This is a genomic window from Citrobacter sp. 21OH12SH02A-Citro (genome assembly GCF_027919895.1).
In the GTDB taxonomy this organism is placed as follows: domain Bacteria; phylum Pseudomonadota; class Gammaproteobacteria; order Enterobacterales; family Enterobacteriaceae; genus Citrobacter; species Citrobacter braakii.
This window is the reverse complement of the sequence record NZ_CP114801.1, coordinates 1,584,300-1,606,735: the sequence shown is the minus strand read 5'-3', so window position 1 is coordinate 1,606,735 and position 22,436 is coordinate 1,584,300. Positions and strand designations below refer to the sequence as shown.

Here is a 22,436-nt window from a genome sequence, read left to right as displayed (position 1 = left end):
CATGGATGCTAAACAACGTATTGCGCGCCGGGTGGCGCAAGAACTTCGCGATGGCGATATCGTCAACTTAGGTATCGGCCTGCCAACGATGGTAGCCAACTACTTACCTGCTGATATTCACATTACGCTGCAATCTGAGAACGGCTTTCTGGGGCTGGGCCCAGTCACCACCGCCCATCCTGACCTGGTGAACGCGGGCGGCCAACCGTGCGGTATTTTGCCGGGCGCGGCGATGTTTGATAGCGCCATGTCGTTCGCGTTGATTCGCGGCGGTCATGTTGATGCCTGTGTGCTTGGCGGGTTGCAGGTCGATGAGCAGGCAAACCTCGCCAACTGGGTGGTTCCCGGCAAGATGGTGCCCGGCATGGGTGGCGCAATGGATCTGGTGACCGGTGCGCGTAAAGTCATTATCGCCATGGAGCATTGCGCAAAAGACGGCTCCGCAAAAATCCTGCGTCAATGCACCATGCCGCTCACCGCGCAGCATGCTGTGCATATGCTGGTCACCGAGCTGGCTGTATTCCGCTTTATAGATGGCAAGATGTGGCTGACTGAAATCGTCGAAGGATGCGACATCGCCACGCTATGTGAAAAAACCGAAGCACAGTTTGAAATTGCCGACGATCTGCGCATCCTGCGAGGTGACGCATGATTGGCCGCATCGCTCGCTTTATGACACGGGTAGTCAGCCGCTGGCTGCCCGACCCACTGATTTTCGCCATGTTATTAACGTTGCTGACCTTTGGCATCGCGCTGTGGTTAACGCCGCAGACCCCCATCAGCATGGTGAAATTCTGGGGTGACGGTTTCTGGAACCTGCTGGCGTTTGGTATGCAGATGGCGCTGATCATCGTAACCGGCCATGCGTTAGCCAGTTCCGGGCCGGTGAAAAGCCTGCTGCGTACGGCGGCATCCGCCGCCAAAACCCCCGCTCAGGGCGTCATGCTGGTGACTTTTTTTGGTTCAGTTGCCTGCGTTATTAACTGGGGATTTGGTCTGGTGGTCGGGGCGATGTTCGCCCGCGAAGTAGCTCGTCGGGTACCGGGTTCCGATTATCCGTTACTGATTGCCTGCGCCTACATCGGGTTCCTGACCTGGGGCGGCGGCTTCTCCGGCTCAATGCCTTTGCTGGCGGCAACGCCTGGCAACCCGGTCGAGCACGTAGCGGGCCTCATTCCTGTCGCGGATACCCTGTTCACCGGCTTCAATATTTTCATCACGCTCGGCCTGATTGTGGTGATGCCGTTTATCACCCGGATGATGACGCCAAAACCTTCAGATGTGGTGAGCATCGATCCGAAACTGTTACTGGAAGAAGCTGATTTTCAGAAGAAACTGCCACCAGATGCGCCGCCATCTGAAAAACTGGAAGAGAGCCGCATTCTGGCGCTGATCATCGGTGCATTAGGGATTGCCTATCTGGGTATCTACTTTGCCGAGAAAGGTTTCAACATCACCATCAACACCGTCAACCTGATGTTTATGATTGCCGGTCTGCTGCTGCACAAAACGCCGATGGCCTATATGCGTGCCGTTAGTGCTGCCGCACGGAGTACCGCCGGGATTCTGGTGCAATTCCCCTTCTATGCCGGCATTCAGTTGATGATGGAGCACTCCGGCCTCGGTGGGCTCATTACTGAATTTTTCATCAACGTTGCCAACAAAGATACCTTCCCACTGATGACTTTCTTCAGTTCAGCCCTGATTAACTTTGCCGTGCCATCCGGCGGTGGCCATTGGGTTATTCAGGGACCGTTCGTCATGCCTGCCGCTCAGGCGCTGGGTGCCGATCTTGGCAAATCAGTCATGGCCATCGCCTACGGTGAGCAGTGGATGAACATGGCACAACCGTTCTGGGCGCTACCCGCGCTGGCCATCGCCGGTCTCGGAGTACGCGACATTATGGGCTACTGCATCACCGCCCTGCTCTTCTCCGGCGTCATTTTTGTTATTGGATTGACCTTGTTCTGACGGCAACAACTTAATTAAAGGAACTGAAAAATGAAAAACTGTGTCATCGTCAGCGCGGCACGTACCGCAATCGGCAGTTTTAACGGCGCACTGGCAACTACGGGTGCCGTCGAGCTTGGATCAATCGTCATTAGAGCCGCTCTTGAACGCGCGCACCTTGACCCACAGCGCGTGGACGAGGTGATTATGGGCAACGTGCTGCAGTCAGGACTCGGGCAAAACCCAGCGCGTCAGGCATTATTAAAAAGCGGCCTGTCCGACACCGTTTGCGGCTTTACAGTCAACAAAGTGTGCGGCTCTGGCCTGAAAAGCGTGGCGCTTGCCGCCCTCGCTATCAAGGCCGGACAAGCCCAGGCGATCGTCGCGGGAGGGATGGAAAACATGAGCCTTGCCCCCTACCTGTTAGATGCAAAAGCCCGCTGGGGCTATCGCCTCGGTGACGGGCAATTGTCCGACGTGATTCTGCGCGACGGCCTGATCTGCGCCGAGCATGGTTACCACATGGGGATCACTGCAGAAAATGTTGCCAAAGAGTATGGCATCAGCCGCGAAATGCAGGATGAACTGGCTCTGCAGTCGCAGCGTAAAGCCGTTGCCGCAATCGAGTCTGGCGCATTTGAGGCTGAAATCGTGCCCGTCAGCGTGTCATCACGGAAGAAAACCATCATCGTTGAGCGTGACGAATTCCCCAAAGCTGACTCGACGGCAGCAGGCCTCGCCGCATTGCGTCCAGCCTTTGATAAAGCAGGAACCGTCACCGCAGGTAACGCCTCGGGGATCAACGACGGTGCAGCGGCATTAGTGGTAATGGAAGAGTCCGCAGCACTGGAGGCTGGGCTGAAGCCATTGGCGCGGATCAAAGCCTGGGCCAGTGGCGGCGTAGCACCGGCTATGATGGGGATGGGGCCGGTTCCCGCCACGCTGAAGGCACTGCAACTGAGCGGCTTACAGCTTTCTGATATCGATCTGATCGAAGCCAACGAGGCATTTGCTGCTCAGTTTCTTGCCGTCGGTAAAACGCTGGGATTTGATCCGCAAAAGGTTAACGTCAACGGTGGGGCAATTGCGCTGGGACACCCTATTGGCGCCAGCGGCGCACGAATACTGGTGACGCTGCTGCATGCGCTACAGGCACGGGATCAAACGCTTGGACTGGCCACACTGTGCATCGGCGGCGGTCAGGGCATTGCGATGATAGTAGAGCGAATGAATTAAAAAAAAGGGCCGGATATTTCCGGCCCTTTTTATCACGTCTTAATTACTCTTCAGCGTCGTCCGCTGCATCGTCATCGCTTTCCGCTTCAGGCGCGATATCCTCGTCCCCTTCAGCAGCGCTACCGTCGATGGAGTCGAGCTCTTCATCATCAACCGGTTCAGCAACGCGTTGCAGACCCACAACGTTTTCATCTTCCGCAGTACGGATGAGGATAACGCCCTGGGTGTTACGTCCTACCACGCTGATTTCCGACACGCGAGTACGCACCAGCGTACCTGCATCGGTGATCATCATGATCTGGTCGGTATCTTCAACCTGCACTGCGCCGACAACGGAACCGTTGCGCTCGGTGACTTTGATGGAGATAACGCCCTGGGTCGCACGAGACTTGGTCGGATACTCTTCCGCCGCCGTACGTTTACCGTAGCCGTTCTGGGTAACGGTGAGGATAGCACCTTCACCGCGCGGAACGATCAGCGATACCACGCTGTCGCTTTCCGCCAGTTTGATACCGCGTACGCCGGTCGCGGTACGTCCCATCGGACGAACAGCCCCCTCTTTGAAGCGCACAACTTTACCGGCAGCAGAGAACAGCATAACTTCGTCACTACCAGACGTCAGGTCAACGCCAATCAGCTCATCGCCTTCGTTCAGGTTAACCGCAATGATACCGGCTGAACGCGGACGGCTGAACTCAGTCAGCGCTGTTTTCTTCACGGTACCGCTAGCGGTTGCCATAAAGACGTTGACGCCTTCTTCGTACTCACGTACTGGCAGAATTGCGGTGATACGTTCGTTAGCTTCCAGTGGCAGCAGGTTGACGATAGGACGTCCACGCGCACCACGGCTTGCTTCCGGCAACTGATAAACCTTCATCCAGTACAAACGACCGCGGCTGGAGAAGCAGAGGATCGTGTCATGGGTGTTGGCCACCAGCAGGCGGTCGATAAAGTCTTCTTCTTTAATTCGTGCTGCAGATTTGCCTTTACCGCCACGACGCTGCGCTTCGTAATCGGTTAACGGCTGATATTTCACGTAGCCTTGATGAGACAAGGTCACGACAACATCTTCCTGGCTAATCAGATCTTCGATGTTGATGTCAGCGCTGTTCGCGGTGATTTCGGTCCGACGTGCGTCGCCGAACTGTTCACGAATCAGCTCCATCTCTTCACGGATGACTTCCATCAGACGATCGGCGCTGCCCAGAATGTGCAGCAGTTCAGCGATCTGCTCCAGCAGCTCTTTGTATTCGTCGAGCAGTTTTTCGTGCTCAAGGCCGGTCAGTTTCTGCAAACGCAGATCCAGAATGGCCTGGGCCTGCTGTTCAGTCAGGTAGTACTGACCGTCACGCACGCCAAATTCCGGTTCCAGCCATTCAGGACGCGCGGCATCATCGCCGGCACGTTCCAACATGGCAGAAACGTTACCCAGCTCCCACGAACGCGCGACCAGCGCTGCTTTCGCTTCTGCCGGGGTTGGCGCACGGCGGATCAGTTCGATGATCGGATCGATGTTCGCCAGCGCAATCGCCAGCGCTTCAAGGATGTGCGCACGGTCGCGGGCTTTACGCAGTTCAAAGATAGTACGGCGGGTTACGACTTCACGGCGGTGACGTACAAACGCAGCAATAATATCTTTCAGGTTCATGATTTTCGGCTGTCCATGGTGCAACGCAACCATGTTGATACCGAAAGAAACCTGCAGTTGGGTCTGGGAGTAGAGGTTGTTCAGAACCACTTCCCCGACCGCGTCGCGTTTCACTTCAATCACGATGCGCATACCGTCTTTGTCAGACTCGTCACGCAGCGCGCTGATACCTTCAACGCGTTTGTCTTTTACCAGCTCGGCGATTTTCTCGATCAGGCGCGCTTTGTTCACCTGATACGGAATTTCATGGACGATGATGGTTTCACGGCCAGTTTTGGCATCCGCTTCGACTTCAGCGCGCGCGCGGATGTACACTTTGCCACGGCCGGTACGGTAGGCTTCTTCAATACCACGACGACCGTTGATGATCGCGGCGGTCGGGAAGTCCGGACCCGGAATATGTTCCATCAGCCCTTCAATGCTGATGTCTTCATCGTCAATGTATGCCAGGCAGCCGTTGATCACTTCCGTCAGGTTGTGCGGCGGAATGTTGGTCGCCATACCTACCGCGATACCGGACGAGCCGTTCACCAGCAGGTTAGGAATTTTGGTTGGCATGACGTCAGGAATTTGTTCGGTGCCGTCGTAGTTATCGACGAAATCCACCGTTTCTTTTTCCAGGTCAGCCATCAGCTCATGGGCGATTTTCGACATACGGATTTCCGTATAACGCATCGCCGCTGCGGAGTCGCCATCGACAGAACCAAAGTTACCCTGACCATCTACCAGCATGTAACGCAAGGAGAATGGCTGCGCCATACGAACAATGGTGTCGTAAACGGCGGTATCACCATGAGGGTGGTATTTACCGATTACGTCACCAACGACACGGGCAGATTTTTTATAGGCTTTATTCCAGTCGTTGCCCAATACGTTCATGGCGTAAAGTACGCGACGGTGAACCGGCTTCAGGCCATCTCGGACGTCCGGCAGCGCACGGCCAACAATGACCGACATCGCATAATCCAGATAGGAGCTCTTCAGCTCTTCCTCAATGTTGACCGGTGTAATTTCTCTCGCAAGGTCGCTCATCTAACCGCTATCCCTCTACTGTATCCCGGATTCAAAGGTCGCAAATTATAACACATCCGTGCAGATTCAGGTAAATGGATTCCCCCTGACAGAGGCTTTATTCATCCCGTCAGGCTGATATACTCATTTGCATCGCAAATTTAGGAGTAGAAGCCCCAATGAATGCCGAAAAACCTCCGGTAACTCACAACGTTGATCAGGAAGAAATTGCCAAGTTTGAAGCAGTCGCGTCACGCTGGTGGGATCTTGAGGGTGAATTTAAGCCACTGCACCGTATTAACCCACTTCGCCTGGGCTATATCACGGAGCGCTCAGGCGGCCTGTTTGGTAAAAAGGTACTCGACGTCGGCTGCGGCGGCGGCATTCTGGCGGAAAGCATGGCGCGCGAGGGCGCAACCGTCACCGGGCTGGACATGGGCTTTGAACCGTTACAGGTAGCAAAACTGCATGCGCTGGAGAGTGGCATCCAGGTGGAATACGTTCAAGAAACGGTTGAAGAACATGCGGAAAAACATGCGCATCAGTATGACGTTGTGACCTGCATGGAAATGCTGGAGCACGTACCGGACCCGCAGTCGGTGGTCAGGGCCTGCGCCAGACTGGTCAAACCGGGCGGCGAAGTGTTTTTCTCCACGCTTAATCGCAACGGCAAATCCTGGCTAATGGCGGTGGTCGGCGCGGAATATATTTTGCGTATGGTGCCGAAAGGCACGCATGATGTGAAAAAATTCATTAAGCCGGCTGAACTGTTAGAGTGGGTTGACCAGACCGTGCTGAAAGAGCGTCATATGACCGGCCTGCACTACAACCCGATCACCAACAGTTTTAAACTCGGCCCCGGCGTTGATGTGAACTATATGCTACACACTACCGCGCAAGCAGATTAACCTCCTCCACCCGGCCGGATAAGGCGTGCAACGCCGCAATCCGGCACCGTGCCCGATAGTGCGCAGCTTTCGGGCCTGCGCATCGCCTACCAATCCTGAGTAGGATCGTCAGGGCAATTTTTGCGCCAGGTCATAAGAACTTACCTTGCCTTAGATGAAGAAATCAGCACTCGATCAAATTTTCTATTTTTTTTCTCAATTATTGACATCCTCGCCAGGCCTTATAAGACGCGCACTTAGCGATTATTACCCTTTTGCAACCTCAATTTAACCTCAAAATCAACTCTTGTACTGAAAAGAATCCCTACTAGAATACTCACCATATAGCGTCTACTTTATCAAACAACCCCTACATATAGTATTTATCCACAGACTTAGTCACAACATGACTTTGTGGATAATATGGGGGATATTTTTTCTTTCACGGACAGGTAAAAAACCACATGAATCAGAGTCTGCTGGTGACAAAGCGTGATGGTAGTACAGAGCGCATCAATCTCGACAAAATCCACCGAGTTCTGGATTGGGCGGCAGAAGGACTGAATAACGTATCGATTTCTCAGGTCGAGTTGCGCTCCCACATTCAGTTTTATGACGGTATCAAGACATCCGATATCCATGAAACAATCATCAAAGCTGCCGCCGACCTGATCTCCCGCGAGGCACCGGATTATCAATACCTGGCTGCTCGCCTGGCGATTTTCCATCTGCGCAAAAAAGCCTACGGCGAGTTTGAACCGCCGAAACTGTTCGACCATGTCGTGAAAATGGTTGAAATGGGCAAATACGACAATCATCTGCTGGAAGACTACACGGAAGAAGAGTTCAAGCAGATGGACTCGTTCATCGTACACGACCGTGATATGACCTTCTCCTACGCTGCGGTGAAGCAGTTAGAAGGTAAATACCTGGTACAAAACCGTGTTACCGGTGAGATTTATGAAAGCGCGCAGTTCCTCTACATTCTGGTAGCGGCCTGCCTGTTCTCTAACTATCCGCGTGAAACGCGTCTGCAATACGTAAAACGTTTCTACGACGCCGTTTCTACGTTTAAAATTTCACTGCCGACGCCGATTATGTCCGGCGTGCGTACCCCTACCCGTCAGTTCAGCTCCTGCGTACTGATCGAGTGCGGCGACAGCCTGGACTCCATCAACGCCACCTCCAGCGCGATTGTGAAATACGTTTCCCAGCGCGCCGGCATCGGTATCAACGCCGGTCGCATCCGTGCGCTGGGTAGCCCGATCCGCGGCGGTGAAGCGTTCCACACCGGTTGTATTCCGTTCTACAAGCACTTCCAGACCGCGGTAAAATCCTGCTCCCAGGGCGGCGTACGCGGCGGTGCTGCAACGCTGTTCTACCCAATGTGGCACCTGGAAGTTGAAAGCCTGCTGGTCCTGAAAAACAACCGTGGCGTCGAAGGCAACCGCGTGCGTCACATGGACTACGGCGTACAGATCAACAAACTGATGTACACCCGTCTGCTGAAGGGCGGCGACATCACGCTGTTCAGCCCGTCCGACGTTCCAGGCCTGTATGATGCGTTCTTCGCTGACCAGGACGAATTCGAACGTCTGTACACCAAATATGAAAACGACGACAGTATCCGCAAGCAACGCGTGAAAGCCGTTGAACTGTTCTCTCTGATGATGCAGGAACGTGCCTCTACCGGGCGTATCTATATTCAGAACGTTGACCACTGCAACACCCATAGCCCGTTTGATCCCATTGTCGCTCCGGTGCGCCAGTCTAACCTGTGCCTGGAAATCGCCCTGCCGACCAAACCGCTGACCGACGTTAACGACGAAAACGGCGAAATTGCGCTGTGTACGCTGTCCGCATTTAACCTCGGTGCTATCAACAGCCTGGACGAGCTGGAAGAGCTGGCCGAATTGGCGGTGCGCGCGCTGGATGCGCTGCTCGATTATCAGGATTATCCGATTCCTGCCGCCAAACGCGGCGCGATGGGTCGCCGTACGCTGGGTATTGGCGTGATCAACTACGCCTACTGGCTGGCGAAAAACGGTAAGCGTTATTCTGACGGCAGCGCGAACAACCTGACTCACAAAACCTTTGAAGCCATTCAGTATTACCTGATGAAAGCCTCTAACGAGCTGGCGAAAGAGCAAGGCGCGTGCCCGTGGTTTAACGAAACGACCTACTCCAAAGGTATTCTGCCGATCGATACCTATAAAAAAGATCTCGATGCTATTGTCAACGAGCCGCTGCATCTGGACTGGGAACAACTGCGCGAATCCATCAAAACGCACGGTCTGCGTAACTCCACGCTGTCAGCCCTGATGCCATCGGAGACCTCTTCGCAGATCTCTAACGCCACCAACGGTATTGAACCACCGCGCGGCTATGTGAGCATCAAAGCGTCGAAAGACGGTATTCTGCGCCAGGTCGTGCCGGACTACGAACACCTGCACGACGCGTACGAACTGCTGTGGGAAATGCCGAACAACGATGGCTATTTGCAGCTGGTAGGTATCATGCAGAAATTTATCGATCAGTCGATTTCTGCCAACACCAACTATGATCCGTCACGATTCCCATCCGGAAAAGTACCGATGCAGCAGTTGCTGAAAGACCTGCTCACCGCCTACAAATTTGGTGTCAAAACGCTGTATTATCAAAACACCCGTGACGGTGCGGAAGATTCTCAGGACGATCTGGTGCCGTCCATTCAGGACGATGGCTGCGAAAGCGGCGCATGTAAGATCTGATGAACGATGCCGGGTGGCACCAGGCTCACCCGGCCTACAGTAGCTTGGTTTGTAGGCCGGAAAGGGTACTTGTAACGCCATCCGGCACTCATCCCACAAAGGATTCACATCAATGGCATACACCACTTTTTCACAGACGAAAAATAACCAACTTCTGGAACCGATGTTCTTCGGCCAGCCGGTGAACGTCGCCCGCTACGATCAGCAAAAATATGACATCTTCGAAAAACTGATCGAAAAGCAGCTCTCTTTCTTCTGGCGTCCGGAAGAAGTTGATGTTTCTCGCGATCGCATCGACTTCCAGGCGCTGCCGGAACATGAAAAGCATATCTTCATCAGCAACCTGAAATATCAGACGCTGCTGGACTCCATTCAGGGACGTAGCCCGAACGTGGCGCTGCTGCCGTTAATCTCGATCCCTGAGCTGGAAACCTGGGTGGAAACATGGGCGTTTTCAGAAACGATCCACTCCCGTTCCTACACCCACATCATTCGTAACATCGTGAACGATCCGGCGGTGGTGTTTGATGACATCGTCACCAACGAGCAGATCCAGAAACGCGCGGAAGGCATTTCCAGCTATTACGACGAATTGATTGAGATGACCAGCTACTGGCATTTGCTGGGCGAAGGCACGCATACCGTTAACGGTAAAACGGTTGTCGTAAGCCTGCGTGAACTGAAGAAGAAGCTGTATCTGTGCCTGATGAGCGTGAACGCGCTGGAAGCGATCCGCTTCTACGTCAGCTTCGCCTGCTCCTTCGCCTTCGCCGAACGTGAACTGATGGAAGGCAACGCGAAAATTATTCGCCTGATCGCCCGCGATGAAGCCCTGCATTTGACCGGGACCCAGCATATGCTGAATCTGCTGCGCAGCGGCGTGGACGATCCGGAAATGGCGGAAATCGCCGAAGAGTGTAAACAAGAATGCTACGACCTGTTCGTACAGGCCGCGCTGCAGGAAAAAGAGTGGGCGGATTATCTGTTCCGTGACGGCTCAATGATTGGCCTGAATAAAGACATTCTGTGCCAGTACGTTGAGTACATCACCAACATCCGTATGCAGGCTGTCGGACTCGACTTGCCGTTCCAGACCCGCTCTAACCCAATCCCATGGATCAACACCTGGCTGGTGTCTGATAACGTGCAGGTTGCGCCGCAGGAAGTGGAAGTCAGCTCTTACCTGGTCGGCCAGATCGATTCGGAAGTCGATACCGACGACCTGAGTAACTTCCAGCTCTGATGGGCCGCGTTACTCTGCGCATCTCTGGCACACAACTGCTGTGCCAGGATGAACACCCTTCCCTGCTTGCCGCGCTCGAATCGCACAATGTCGAAGTTGAATACCAGTGCCGCGCAGGTTATTGCGGCTCCTGTCGTACCCGTCTGGTAGCGGGACAGGTCGACTGGATTGCCGAACCTCTGGCCTTCATTCAGCCAGGTGAAATTTTACCCTGCTGCTGTCGGGCAAAAGGCGATATTGAAATAGAGCTGTAACATGTGGCGGGATAAAAATTACGACTAAAAAAGAGCCGCCGATGGACGGCAGCTCTTTATTTCTCCTGGAGGCAGGTATGGCCACGTTGACGGCAGACGGCCTTATCTAGCCGTTAATAACGTTTGATCCAACCAGGCCTGTGACCGGAGGTGCATCACAGACCTTGTGCCATTACTCTTTATTCAGGAATGTCACTGCTTTGTCGGGGAAGTCGGTAAACAGCCCGTCAACGCCCGCCTTGTTATACAGAATGTCATACAGCTGGTTTACGTCAGTGGTGTAATCCGGCAGTTGATCGGCACGAACGGTATAAGGATGCACCACCATCTTATTCTGATGCGCGTCCTGTACCATGCCCGTTAACGAGATATTGCCTTTCTTCGACTTCTCATCAATCAGCATGTGATAGTCCGGCCCAATGCCGTCCGCATACTGCGCAACCTGCTTCATGGCACCCGGTTTAAACATCCAGTCGTAGTTGTAATTAACCCAACTACCGTCCGGCTTTTTCTCCTGAGTTTCATTCCAGTCAGTGTACGCAATCAACTGTACCAGATTGAGATCCATCCCCATCTTCGGTTCCAGTTCATTCTTAATGCGCTTTAACTCTGCGACATCAAAACACTGTAGATAAACCTTGTCGTTCTTGTCGGTGTACCCGTACTTTTTCAGCACTTCCAGCGTCTTAGCCGCAATGTCCTTCCCTTCCTGATGATGGAACCACGGCGCTTTCATTTCCGGGTAAATGCCAATGTTTTTACCGGTTGAATGATTTAATCCCTGAACAAACTCAATCTCTTCTTCGAAAGTGTGCACACGGAAATCAGATTTACCCATCGGGAAACGCCCTGGGTAGGTCTGGACCTTTTTGCCATTTTCGATATCAAAGCCTTCGGTAAATTTCAGCGATTTAATCTCATCCAGCGTAAAGTCGATAGCGTAGTAGCGCCCATCTTTACGCGCACGATCCGGGAAACGCTCGGCAACATCGGTGACGCGGTCAAGGTAGTGGTCATGCAGGACAACCAGATGGTCGTCCTTGGTCATCACCAAATCCTGTTCCAGGTAATCAGCCCCCTGAGCATAAGCCATCGCTTTTGCTGGCAGCGTATGCTCCGGTAGATAACCGCTGGCGCCACGGTGCGCAATCACGATTTTTTCTGCGGCAACCGCCGCGCTGCTCACCACAATACCTGTCAGCATTAGCGCCACGCTGAGACTTTTCAATGTGGTTTTCATCTATTAGCCCCCGTTACGCTTCAGTGCGATCTCTTCGTGATGGCGTTTTTCGCCAATCATGACGACCACCAGCAGAATAACCGCCAGCACGCTACCGCCAATCATCACCATAAAGCCGCCGTCCCAACCGAAGAAGTCAACGGTATAGCCAACAATGGCGCTCGCCGCTACGGAACCGCCGAGATAACCGAACAGACCGGTAAAGCCAGCCGCCGTACCCGCCGCTTTTTTCGGTGCCAGTTCCAGCGCATGCAGACCAATCAACATTACCGGACCGTAGATCAGGAAGCCGATGATGATCATACAAGCCATATCCACGTTCGGGTTGCCTGCCGGGTTCATCCAGTAGACGATAGTCGCGATAGTCACCAGCGTCATAAAGAACACGCCGGTCGCACCACGGTTGCCACGGAAGACTTTATCCGACATCCAGCCGCACAGCAGCGTGCCCGGAATACCCGCATATTCATACAGGAAGTAGGCCCAGGATGATTTATCCAGCGCGAAATGTTTCACTTCTTTCAGATAGGTCGGGGACCAGTCCAGGATGCCGTAGCGCAGCAGATAAACAAACACGTTGGCGATAGCGATGTACCACAACAGTTTGTTCGGCAGTACGTATTGCATGAAGATCTGCTTCGCAGTCAGCTCTTCTTCCGCTTTCTCGTTGTAATCGTCCGGGTAGTCGTTCTTGTACTCTTCGATAGGCGGCAGGCCACAAGACTGCGGCGTATCACGCATCAGAGCAAAAGCAAACAGCGCGACGACGATCGCACCGAAAGCAGGCATATACAGCGCCGCTTTCCAGTCATTGAACCAGGCCATACCCAGCAGGAACAACAGAGGAGGCAGACCACCGCCCACGTTGTGCGCACAGTTCCAGACGGAGACAATGCCCCCACGCTCTTTCTGCGACCACCAGTGCACCATGGTACGACCACACGGCGGCCAACCCATTCCCTGGAACCATCCGCAGAGGAACAGCAGCACAAACATAACCGCAATGCTCGAAGTCGCCCACGGCACAAAGCCCATGAACAACATGACAGCGGCGGCCAGAATCAGACCCGCTGGCAGGAAAACGCGCGGATTCGAGCGATCCGAAACGGACCCCATGATGAATTTCGAAAATCCGTAAGCAATGGAGATACCGGATAACGCAAAACCCAGATCGCCACGCGAGAAACCTTGCTCAACCAGATACGGCATCGCAAGGGCAAAGTTCTTACGTACCAGATAGTACGCGGCATAGCCAAAGAAAATCCCCAGAAAGATCTGCCAACGTAATCGACGATATGTCGGGTCGATCTCCGCTGCAGGCAAACGCGCCGTGTGTGACGCTGGTTTAAAAATGCTCAACATAGTGTAGCCTCCGTGGCCGTCTTTCATTCGAAGTAAACACTGCAGTTCGTCATTACTACCCTACCGCTCCCAGTGTGGCCGCGATGTTAAGGAAAGATACATAACAAAAATGTGAAACGCTGCACATATTGTTACAGATTTATGACAAATGTTCATAAAGGCGCACGAAATCACGTTTCATTTTCGAATAATGAGCGATTATGCGCGAAATCAAACAATCCATGTTTTTTATGTGGCTAAATGATAAAAAACGAACTGTGAGGAAAAACAATGAAAATTCGCGACTCGCAAACAAGTGACGTGATTATCATTGGTGGAGGAGCAACAGGTGCAGGGATCGCACGCGATTGTGCGCTGCGCGGGTTGCGCGTCATCTTAGTGGAACGCCACGATATCGCCACAGGGGCGACCGGACGTAACCACGGTCTGCTGCACAGCGGTGCACGCTACGCCGTCACCGACGCTGAATCTGCCCGGGAGTGCATCAGCGAAAACCAAATTCTCAAACGTATCGCCCGTCATTGCGTTGAGCCGACGGACGGTCTGTTTATTACCCTGCCGGAAGATGAACTCTCCTTCCAGGCAACCTTTATTCGCGCCTGTGAAGAGGCCGGTATTCGCGCAGAAGCAATTGACCCTAAGCAGGCGCGCATTATCGAACCTTCCGTCAACCCACAGCTGATTGGCGCGGTAAAAGTGCCGGACGGCACGGTTGATCCTTTCCGCTTAACCGCCGCCAACATGCTGGATGCGCGTGAGCATGGCGCAGTAATCTTAACGGCGCATGAAGTGACGGGACTGATTCGTGAAGGGGCAACGGTTTGCGGCGTGAACGTACGCAATCATCTGACGGGTGAGATGCAGTCTCTGCATGCACCGGTAGTCGTCAACGCCGCCGGGATCTGGGGCCAGCGCATTGCGGAATATGCCGATCTGAGCATCCGTATGTTCCCGGCCAAAGGTTCGCTGCTGATTATGGATCACCGCATTAACCAGCATGTCATCAACCGCTGTCGTAAGCCGTCTGACGCCGATATCCTGGTGCCCGGTGATACCATTTCGCTGATTGGTACCACCTCACAGCACATTGATTACGATGATATCGACAGCAACCGCGTCACCGCAGAAGAGGTCGATATACTGCTGCGTGAAGGCGAAAAACTGGCGCCGATTATGGCGAAAACGCGCATTTTACGCGCCTACTCCGGCGTGCGTCCTCTGGTAGCCAGCGACGACGATCCAAGTGGCCGTAACGTCAGTCGTGGGATTGTACTGTTCGATCACGCCCAGCGTGACGGACTGGACGGGTTTATCACCATTACCGGCGGCAAATTGATGACCTACCGCCTGATGGCAGAGTGGGCCACCGATGCCGTTTGCCGTAAGCTGGGCAATACCCAACCTTGCACAACGGCAGACACGGCGCTGCCTGGCTCACAAGAATCGACCGAGCATACGCTCAAACGCGTGATCTCGTTGCCCGCGCCACTGCGCGGCTCAGCGGTCTACCGTCACGGCGATCGCACCCCTGCGTGGCTTAGCGAAGGTCGTCAGCACCGCAGCCTGGTCTGTGAATGCGAAGCGGTCACTGCAGGTGAAGTGCAGTACGCCGTCGAGAATTTGACCGTCAACAGCCTGCTGGATTTGCGTCGCCGTACCCGTGTTGGAATGGGGACCTGCCAGGGCGAATTGTGTGCCTGCCGCGCCGCAGGTTTGCTGCAACGTTTTAATGTCACCACCGCCGCGCAATCTATCACCCAGCTTTCCGATTTCCTCAATGAACGCTGGAAAGGCGTGCAGCCTATCGCCTGGGGAGATGCGCTGCGCGAAAGCGAATTCACACGCTGGGTCTATCAGGGATTGTGTGGTCTGGAAAAGGAGCACCAGGATGAAATTTGATACCGTCATTATCGGCGGCGGCCTGGCCGGACTACTGTGCGGCCTGCAACTGCAAAAAAGCGGTTTACGCTGCACGATTGTCACTCGCGGCCAAAGCGCCCTGCATTTCTCCTCCGGCTCACTGGATTTGCTCAGCAACTTACCCGATGGCCAACCGGTGACGGATATAGAAGCAGGCCTGAATGCGCTGCGCACTCAGGCACCCGCGCACCCGTACAGCACCATCGGAACGCACAACGTCCTGGAGCTGGCCCAGCAGGCGCAAAATCTGCTGGAAGAATGCGGAACGCATTTGCAAGGCAAGGTACATCAGTCACATCAACGCATCACCCCGCTGGGAACGCTGCGCTCAACCTGGTTAAGTTCCCCGGAAGTTCCGGTCTGGCCGCTGTCCGCGCAGCATATCTGCGTTGTAGGTATTAGCGGTTTACTGGATTTTCAGGCACATCTCGCCGCGGCGTCGCTGCGTCAACGCAATCTCAGCGTCGAGACGGCAGAAATCGATCTGCCTGAGCTGGATGTCCTGCGTGATAACCCGACCGAGTTTCGCGCCGTCAATATTGCGCGCCTGCTGGATAACGAAGATAAATGGTCGCTGCTCTATGACGCTTTACTGCCAGTAGCAAAAACCTGCGACATGATAATTATGCCGGCCTGCTTCGGTCTGGCGGATGAACAGCTCTGGCAATGGCTTAACGAGCGCCTCCCCTGCTCGCTGACGCTGTTACCGACCCTCCCGCCTTCGGTACTGGGTATGCGTTTGCATAACAAATTGCAGCGCCAGTTTGTGCGCCAGGGCGGCGTCTGGATGCCGGGTGATGAAGTGAAGAAAATCACCTGTCAGGACGGCGTAGTCAGCGAAATCTGGACCCGTAATCATGCCGATATTCCTTTGCGGCCACGTTTCGCCGTGCTCGCCAGCGGCAGCTTCTTCAGCAGCGGGCTGGTCGCCACGCGTGAGGCCATCTACGAACCTATCCTGGGGCTGGATGTACAGCAAACCGCCACGCGCGCCGAGTGGTATGAGCGTGACGTCTTCGACCCACAACCGTGGCAGCAGTTTGGCGTTACGACCGATGCCGGGCTGCGCCCGTCGCTGGCGGGACAAACGATAGAGAACATGTATGCCATCGGTTCCGTTCTCGGCGGATTCGACCCTATCGCCCAGGGTTGCGGAGGCGGCGTGTGCGCTGTTAGCGCCTTACACGCCGCACATCATATTGCGAAACGTGCAGGAGGCCAGCAATGAGCGACACACGTTTTGAAAGTTGTATCAAATGCACGGTGTGCACCACGGCCTGCCCGGTAAGTCGCGTCAATCCGAACTACCCTGGTCCTAAACAGGCCGGACCGGACGGTGAGCGTCTGCGCCTGAAAGATGGCGCGTTATATGACGATGCGCTGAAATACTGCATCAACTGTAAGCGTTGCGAAGTAGCCTGTCCGTCAGATGTGAAGATTGGCGATATCATCCAACGCGCGCGCGCCAAATACGACACAACGCGTCCGTCGCTGCGTAACTTTGTCTTAAGCCATACTGATTTGATGGGTAGCGTGTCCACACCATTCGCCCCGATAGTGAATACCGCCACCTCACTCAAACCGGTGCGTCAGCTGCTGGATTACGCGCTAAAAATCGACCATCGCCGTACGCTGCCGAAGTACTCTTTTGGCACCTTCCGCCGCTGGTATCGCAGCGTTGCCGCTCAGCAAGCGCAATATCAGGATCAGGTTGCCTTTTTCCACGGCTGTTTTGTGAATTACAACCATCCGCAGCTCGGCAAAGATCTGATCAAAGTGTTGAATGCGATGGGAACCGGGGTACAACTGCTGAGCAAAGAGAAATGCTGCGGCGTACCGCTGATTGCCAACGGCTTTACCGATAAAGCGCGTAAGCAGGCGGTGAGCAACGTGGCCTCGCTCAGAGAAGCAATTGACGGTAAAGGCATTCCGGTGATCGCCACCTCATCAACCTGCACCTTTGCGCTGCGTGATGAATATCCGGAAGTGCTGGACGTCGACAACTCAGGTCTACGCGAACACATTGAACTGGCAACCCGCTGGCTGTGGCGCAAGCTGGATGAAGGCAAAACGCTGCCGCTGAAAACGCTGCCGCTGAAAGTGGTCTACCACACGCCATGCCACATGGAGAAAATGGGCTGGACGCTCTACACGCTGGAACTGCTACGACAAATTCCAGGGCTGGAGCTAACGGTGCTGGACTCGCAATGCTGCGGGATTGCCGGGACATACGGCTTTAAAAAGGAAAACTACCCGACATCGCAGTCCATTGGCGCACCGCTGTTCCGCCAGATTGAAGACAGCGGCGCTGATATCGTCGTCACCGACTGCGAAACCTGTAAATGGCAGATTGAGATGTCTACCAGTAAGCGCTGCGAACACCCCATCACCCTGCTTGCCAAAGCGTTAGGTTAATTCTGTTGCCCGGTGGCGTTGGCTACCGGGCATTTTTGCGAATGCCGTTGTACATAACTGAATACGTTGCAACCGGACGTATTTATCTCTGACTCCTCCACGCAAAAAATCAATTCCTCAAATGCAGCCCGCGTCATTCGTAGGTATCGTCACACCATCTTCTCCCTCTGGTGACGGACTACCATGGCTAAATCAGCAACATCAACACCGTACGATGCGGTTTTTAAAAGATGGTTTCTTATCCTGAGATGGCTCGCGATTTTCTTGAAATTCACCTTCCCGTCGCATTACGCGAGATATGTGACCTGCAAACGCTGAAGCCTACCAGTTTTATCGAAAAGGATCTCCGTGCTTACTATTCCGACGTATTGTGGTCGTTAAAAACCCGCGAAGGTGAAGGCTACATCTACTGCGTTATCGAACATCAGAGTACAGCGGTACAACACATGGCATTTCGCCTGATGCGTTATGCCACTGCCGCCATGCAATATCACCTGGATGCCGGATACAGAACGCTACCTCTGGTTATCCCCATGCTTTTTTATCACGGGCAACAGAGCCCGTATCCGTGGTCGCTCAACTGGCTGGACGAATTTGATTACCCACAACTGGCGCGCAAGCTTTACTCAGAAGCATTTCCGCTAGTGGACATCACTGTGGTATCTGACGACGAGATTATGCAGCATCGGCGTATCGCTCTACTTGAACTGATGCAAAAACATATCCGCGATCGCGATTTGATGGGACTGGTGGACAGGCTGGTCGCGCTTTTAGTTACTCGTACCGTTAATGACAGCCAGTTGCAAACGCTGTTTAATTATCTGCTACAGCGCGGTGAGGCTTCTCATGTCAGCGAATTTATCCGTGAAATTGCCGGGCGCTCACCCCATAACAAGGAGAAATTGATGACGATCGCAGAGAAACTACGCCAGGAAGGCCATCACAATGGATTGCAGGAAGGCTGGCTAAAAGGAACACGAGAAGAAGCATTACGTATTGCCCGCATGATGCTGGAGCGAGGCATCGATCATGAGACAGTCCTGACCATTACCGGATTTTCTGCTGACGACGTGACAGAGCATCACCATTAGGAGCTATTTCAGGCCCGATGGCGCTACACCACCGGGCCCGATATTAATAACTGATTTTCAACGTTTGCGTACTCTGGTCTGGCTTAAACATTGCCAGCCTGCGATCCAGCGCTTCGGTATAAAGCATGGTATCCACGCCTACCGCGACAAAATTTGCTCCCCATTGCAGACATTTCTGCGCCATTGCTGGGTCAACAGCGAGGAAACCGGCTGCTTTTCCGGCTGCGCGAATACGGCGAATGCTTTGCTCAATGATCCGCTGCACCTCCGGGTGTCCGGCATTATCCGGATAGCCCAACGACGCAGAAAGATCCGCCGGGCCAATAAAGACACCGTCAATACCGTCAACGTCCAGAATGGCATCCAGATTATCCAGTGCCGCTTTGCTTTCGACCTGTACCAGCAGGCAGAGTGATTCATTAGCCTGGGCCATATAATTGTCGATACGCCCCCAGCGCGCCGCCCGTGCCACGCTGGCGCCGACACCACGCTCGCCGAGCGGTGGATAACGAGTCGCGGAAACCACCTGAAGCGCCTGCTCTGCGCTGTCGACCATCGGGACAAGCAGCGTCTGCGCGCCAATATCCAGCACCTGCTTGATCAACGCTTTACTGCCCTCCACCGGGCGAACCACAGGCTGGCTGGCATAAGGCGCAATCGCCTGCAACTGATGGTAAAGATCCTGCACCGTGTTCGGCGCGTGTTCTCCATCAATCAGCAGCCAGTCATAGCCCGACGTCGCGGCAATCTCCGCCATGTAGGAGGTGGTCGAACTGAGCCACAGGCCGACCTGGACTTCCCCTTTGCGTAATCCTTCTTTGAAGGGATTTGATAACAATGCGTTCATAACGATCCTTACAACGTAGATAAGATTAATGATGCGCAGCGCCTGCTTGTGAAACTGAACGGTTCACACTCAGCGTAAAGATGATTAGCGAGCCAATAATCGCGACGCCCGCGAGGACCAGCAGGCCCGCCGCATCGCTGGCAAACACCGTTTCGGCTTTGACGCGCAGAATGGGAGCAATAAAGCCGCCGACGGCACCAAACAGGTTGACGAAGCCGATCCCCGCCGCCAGAGCTGTCCCGGAAAGAAGTTGCGTTGGCATCGTCCAGAACACCGGCTGTACCGCAATGAAACCGACCGCCGCGACGCAGAGCGCCACAATCGCCAGTACCGGTGAAACCAGCCCGGAAAGGCCAATGCCGATTCCTGCCGCCAGCAGCGTCAGCGCGGCAACATTACGCCGGTCGCCGGTGCGATCGGAGTAACGGGGAATAAGCCAGGTACCAAACAGCGCCGCCACCCACGGTATTGCCGCCACGACCGAAGCCGTAAAGCCCACTTTTGTCCCTAACAACGCAGCAACCTGAGTTGGCAGGAAGAAGATCAGGCCATACACCGCCACCTGGATCGTCAGATAGATAATCGCCAGTTGCCAGACACGGCCATTACGCAGCGCATCCGACAGGCGTGAAGTAACCTTTTTTTCCTCTTCACTTGTCAACTGGCTAATGAGCACAGCCTTTTCCTCCGCGCTCAGGAAACGCGCCTGCTGCGGGGTATCATCCAGCCAGAAGAAGGTGAAAATGCCCGCGCCTACCGCCAGTAAACCTTCGATAACGAACATCCAGAACCACCCTGGATGCCCCATAAAGCCGTGCATCTCCAACAGCGCACCGGAAAGCGGCGATCCCAGGGTTAACGCCAGCGGCGCCCCCATGTAGAACAGCCCCATGATGCTGGCGCGGTTACGCTGGGGGAACCACTGGGACGTCAGGTAGATCATACCGGGGAAGAAGCCCGCCTCTGCCGCCCCCAGCAGAGTACGGATAATCAGAAATTTCGATTCAGTATCCGCCCATGCCATCGCCGCAGAGAGGAATCCCCACAGCAACGTGGTGGTACCAATCCAGGTTCTGGCACCAAATTTACGCATCAACAGGTTGGCAGGAACCCCCAGAAAGGCGTAAACCACAAAGAAAATCCCCGCGCCCAACGCATAAGCTTCGTTGCTCAGACCGGTATCAATCTGATAGGTCTCTTTGGCAAAACCGATGTTCGAGCGGTCAAGAAACGCCAGCACATACAGCGCCAGCATAAAGGGAATCAAACGGGCGCGGTTTTTCTTCACCACACCATCAAGTAACGTGGTACTCATAGCAAGATCCTCAAAGAAATGAGGGCGTTGCCATGGTATTGGCAACGCACTGGTCATTAGTGGCTATAAGGGCGCTTCAGATTGCAGTCGCGGTTAAGCTCGACGCCAAATCCTGGTTTGTCGAGCACCGACTTATGAATGCGGCCATTGACGGGTACCGGTTCGTCCAGAAGGATCGGATCAAACTGTGGGCGCATCGTTGAACAATCCGGGCTGGTCATCAAAAACTCGCTGAACGGGGTATTGGTGAACGTGATCACCGCATGGTGCGAGTAAACCGAGGAACCATGCGGCACCACCAGCTGTCCGCGCGATTTAGCAATAGCGGCAATTTCCACCAGCGTGGTTAACCCACCGCACCAGCCCACATCCGGCTGCATGATATCGATGCCGGTTTCTGAGAGCGTGCGGAAGGACTGCAGCGTCCCGTGGTGTTCACCGCTGGTGACCATCATCCCCGCCGGGGCGTTACGTTTCAGCTCGCGATAACCTTCATACTGCTGCGGCGGCAGACACTCTTCGATCCACTTCAGGTTGGACGGTGCGCAGGCATGGGCCAGTTTGGTGGCATAGTTCACGTCCTGACTCATCCAGCAATCGAGCATCAACCAGAAATCCGGACCGCATTTCTCACGCATGTCGGCTACCATTGCCGCATCTTTGCGGATCCCCGCATCCCCGTCGTGCGGCCCCCAATGGGTTGGCATTTTGCCGCCAATAAAGCCCATCTCTTTCGCCAGATCAGGGCGCGCACCGGTCGCGTAGAATTGAATTTCGTCGCGTACCGCGCCGCCCAGTAGCTTGTAGACCGGTAACCCCACCACTTTGCCAAACAGATCCCACAGCGCCAGATCCACGCACGAGATGGTGTTCATCACCAGACCGCCGGAGCCGGAGTAGTACATCGTTGCGCCCAGCATCTGGTCGTGAATGAGTTTGATATCACTGACGCATTTCCCTTCAATAAAACGATTGAGATGCTTTTCCACAATAAAGCACCCCATCTCCCCTGCCGTGGAAACAGCAAAACCGGTCTGTCCGTTTTCAGCTTCCACTTCAACAATCAGTGTTCCTAATACGTTGATGCCAAAGGACTGGCGCGATTGCTCATATTCACGATATTTGCTCATTGGCGTGGCGATATGATCGTCAATCCAGTGGTTAGCCCCCTGATCGTGATAGTCGCCGCCGCCAGCGCCTTTATCCGCCGTAGCGCCACCGGTAAACCAGGCACGAACATGTTTAATTTTAGGTAGGGTCATGGTGT

General features: G+C 54.3%; 16 protein-coding genes and 1 pseudogene. 11 read left to right on the top strand and 6 right to left on the bottom strand.

Going from position 1 to position 22,436, the window contains the following annotated elements:
* Position 1 precedes the first annotated feature (1 nt).
* The 3 genes from O6D90_RS07680 to O6D90_RS07670 are packed head-to-tail and all read left to right on the top strand — an operon-like array spanning position 2 to position 3,186.
* Entirely contained in the window at positions 2 to 652 is a 651-nt protein-coding gene (locus tag O6D90_RS07680; protein ID WP_016157021.1) for a 3-oxoacid CoA-transferase subunit B, read from the top strand.
* Positions 649 to 1,971: a TIGR00366 family protein gene (locus O6D90_RS07675; RefSeq protein ID WP_016153794.1), complete on the top strand. Its 1,323-nt coding sequence runs from the start codon at positions 649 to 651 to the stop codon at positions 1,969 to 1,971. The genes O6D90_RS07680 and O6D90_RS07675 overlap by 4 nt, the downstream gene beginning before the upstream one ends.
* A gap of 30 nt (positions 1,972 to 2,001) precedes the next feature.
* Positions 2,002 to 3,186 (top strand): acetyl-CoA C-acetyltransferase, encoded by a 1,185-nt coding sequence (locus O6D90_RS07670; RefSeq protein ID WP_016157022.1) that lies wholly within the window; start codon positions 2,002 to 2,004, stop codon positions 3,184 to 3,186.
* Between the two features lie 43 nt (positions 3,187 to 3,229).
* Here O6D90_RS07670 and gyrA read toward each other — a convergent pair whose 3' ends face one another.
* Positions 3,230 to 5,866: a DNA topoisomerase (ATP-hydrolyzing) subunit A gene (gene gyrA, locus O6D90_RS07665; RefSeq protein ID WP_016153796.1), complete on the bottom strand. Its 2,637-nt coding sequence runs from the start codon at positions 5,864 to 5,866 to the stop codon at positions 3,230 to 3,232.
* Positions 5,867 to 6,024: 158 nt separating this feature from the next.
* On the opposite strand from gyrA, the gene ubiG reads away from it, so the two are divergent.
* The 4 genes from ubiG to yfaE all read left to right on the top strand — a co-directional run bounded on the left by ubiG (position 6,025) and on the right by yfaE (position 10,979).
* The gene (gene ubiG, locus O6D90_RS07660; RefSeq protein WP_016157023.1) at positions 6,025 to 6,753 is read left to right on the top strand and encodes a bifunctional 2-polyprenyl-6-hydroxyphenol methylase/3-demethylubiquinol 3-O-methyltransferase UbiG; all 729 of its coding nucleotides are present in this window, start codon (positions 6,025 to 6,027) and stop codon (positions 6,751 to 6,753) included.
* Positions 6,754 to 7,196: 443 nt separating this feature from the next.
* The gene (nrdA, locus tag O6D90_RS07655; RefSeq protein WP_016153798.1) at positions 7,197 to 9,482 is read left to right on the top strand and encodes a class 1a ribonucleoside-diphosphate reductase subunit alpha; all 2,286 of its coding nucleotides are present in this window, start codon (positions 7,197 to 7,199) and stop codon (positions 9,480 to 9,482) included.
* 112 nt (positions 9,483 to 9,594) lie between these two features.
* A complete protein-coding gene (gene nrdB / locus O6D90_RS07650; RefSeq protein ID WP_016153799.1) occupies positions 9,595 to 10,725 on the top strand; it encodes a class Ia ribonucleoside-diphosphate reductase subunit beta in 1,131 nt (376 codons plus the stop codon).
* Entirely contained in the window at positions 10,725 to 10,979 is a 255-nt protein-coding gene (gene yfaE, locus O6D90_RS07645; protein WP_016153800.1) for a ferredoxin-like diferric-tyrosyl radical cofactor maintenance protein YfaE, read from the top strand. The genes nrdB and yfaE overlap by 1 nt, the downstream gene beginning before the upstream one ends.
* A 172-nt stretch (positions 10,980 to 11,151) precedes the next feature.
* On the opposite strand, the gene glpQ is transcribed toward yfaE, so the two are convergent.
* Together glpQ and glpT are read right to left on the bottom strand one after the other, a co-directional pair.
* Complete coding sequence (gene glpQ, locus O6D90_RS07640) at positions 11,152 to 12,219, bottom strand: glycerophosphodiester phosphodiesterase (protein WP_016157024.1); 1,068 nt, start codon at positions 12,217 to 12,219, stop codon at positions 11,152 to 11,154.
* Between the two features lie 3 nt (positions 12,220 to 12,222).
* Entirely contained in the window at positions 12,223 to 13,581 is a 1,359-nt protein-coding gene (gene glpT / locus O6D90_RS07635) for a glycerol-3-phosphate transporter (RefSeq protein WP_016153802.1), read from the bottom strand.
* A 270-nt stretch (positions 13,582 to 13,851) separates the two neighbouring features.
* Here glpT and glpA point away from each other — a divergent pair, with 270 nt between their 5' ends.
* The 4 genes and pseudogenes from glpA to O6D90_RS07615 all read left to right on the top strand — a co-directional run bounded on the left by glpA (position 13,852) and on the right by O6D90_RS07615 (position 19,007).
* Positions 13,852 to 15,480 carry an anaerobic glycerol-3-phosphate dehydrogenase subunit A gene (gene glpA / locus O6D90_RS07630; protein ID WP_016157025.1) on the top strand — a complete coding sequence of 543 codons (1,629 nt, stop codon included), beginning with the start codon at positions 13,852 to 13,854 and terminating at the stop codon, positions 15,478 to 15,480.
* On the top strand, positions 15,470 to 16,729 hold the full coding sequence (gene glpB / locus O6D90_RS07625; protein ID WP_016157026.1) for a glycerol-3-phosphate dehydrogenase subunit GlpB: 1,260 nt from the start codon (positions 15,470 to 15,472) through the stop codon (positions 16,727 to 16,729). The genes glpA and glpB overlap by 11 nt, the downstream gene beginning before the upstream one ends.
* Positions 16,726 to 17,916: an anaerobic glycerol-3-phosphate dehydrogenase subunit GlpC gene (gene glpC / locus O6D90_RS07620; protein ID WP_016153805.1), complete on the top strand. Its 1,191-nt coding sequence runs from the start codon at positions 16,726 to 16,728 to the stop codon at positions 17,914 to 17,916. The genes glpB and glpC overlap by 4 nt, the downstream gene beginning before the upstream one ends.
* Positions 17,917 to 18,099: 183 nt before the next feature.
* Positions 18,100 to 19,007, top strand: a pseudogene (locus O6D90_RS07615) (Rpn family recombination-promoting nuclease/putative transposase).
* Positions 19,008 to 19,050: 43 nt separating this feature from the next.
* Here O6D90_RS07615 and yfaU read toward each other — a convergent pair.
* From yfaU to rhmD, 3 genes are read right to left on the bottom strand one after another with little or no spacing between them, the layout of a single operon-like run.
* A complete protein-coding gene (gene yfaU / locus O6D90_RS07610; protein WP_016157028.1) occupies positions 19,051 to 19,854 on the bottom strand; it encodes a 2-keto-3-deoxy-L-rhamnonate aldolase in 804 nt (267 codons plus the stop codon).
* 25 nt (positions 19,855 to 19,879) lie between these two features.
* Positions 19,880 to 21,169 carry an MFS transporter gene (locus O6D90_RS07605; protein WP_016153808.1) on the bottom strand — a complete coding sequence of 430 codons (1,290 nt, stop codon included), beginning with the start codon at positions 21,167 to 21,169 and terminating at the stop codon, positions 19,880 to 19,882.
* A 56-nt stretch (positions 21,170 to 21,225) separates the two neighbouring features.
* Positions 21,226 to 22,431, bottom strand: coding sequence for an L-rhamnonate dehydratase (gene rhmD, locus O6D90_RS07600; protein WP_016153809.1), 1,206 nt, complete (start codon positions 22,429 to 22,431; stop codon positions 21,226 to 21,228).
* Between the last annotated feature and the right edge of the window lie 5 nt (positions 22,432 to 22,436).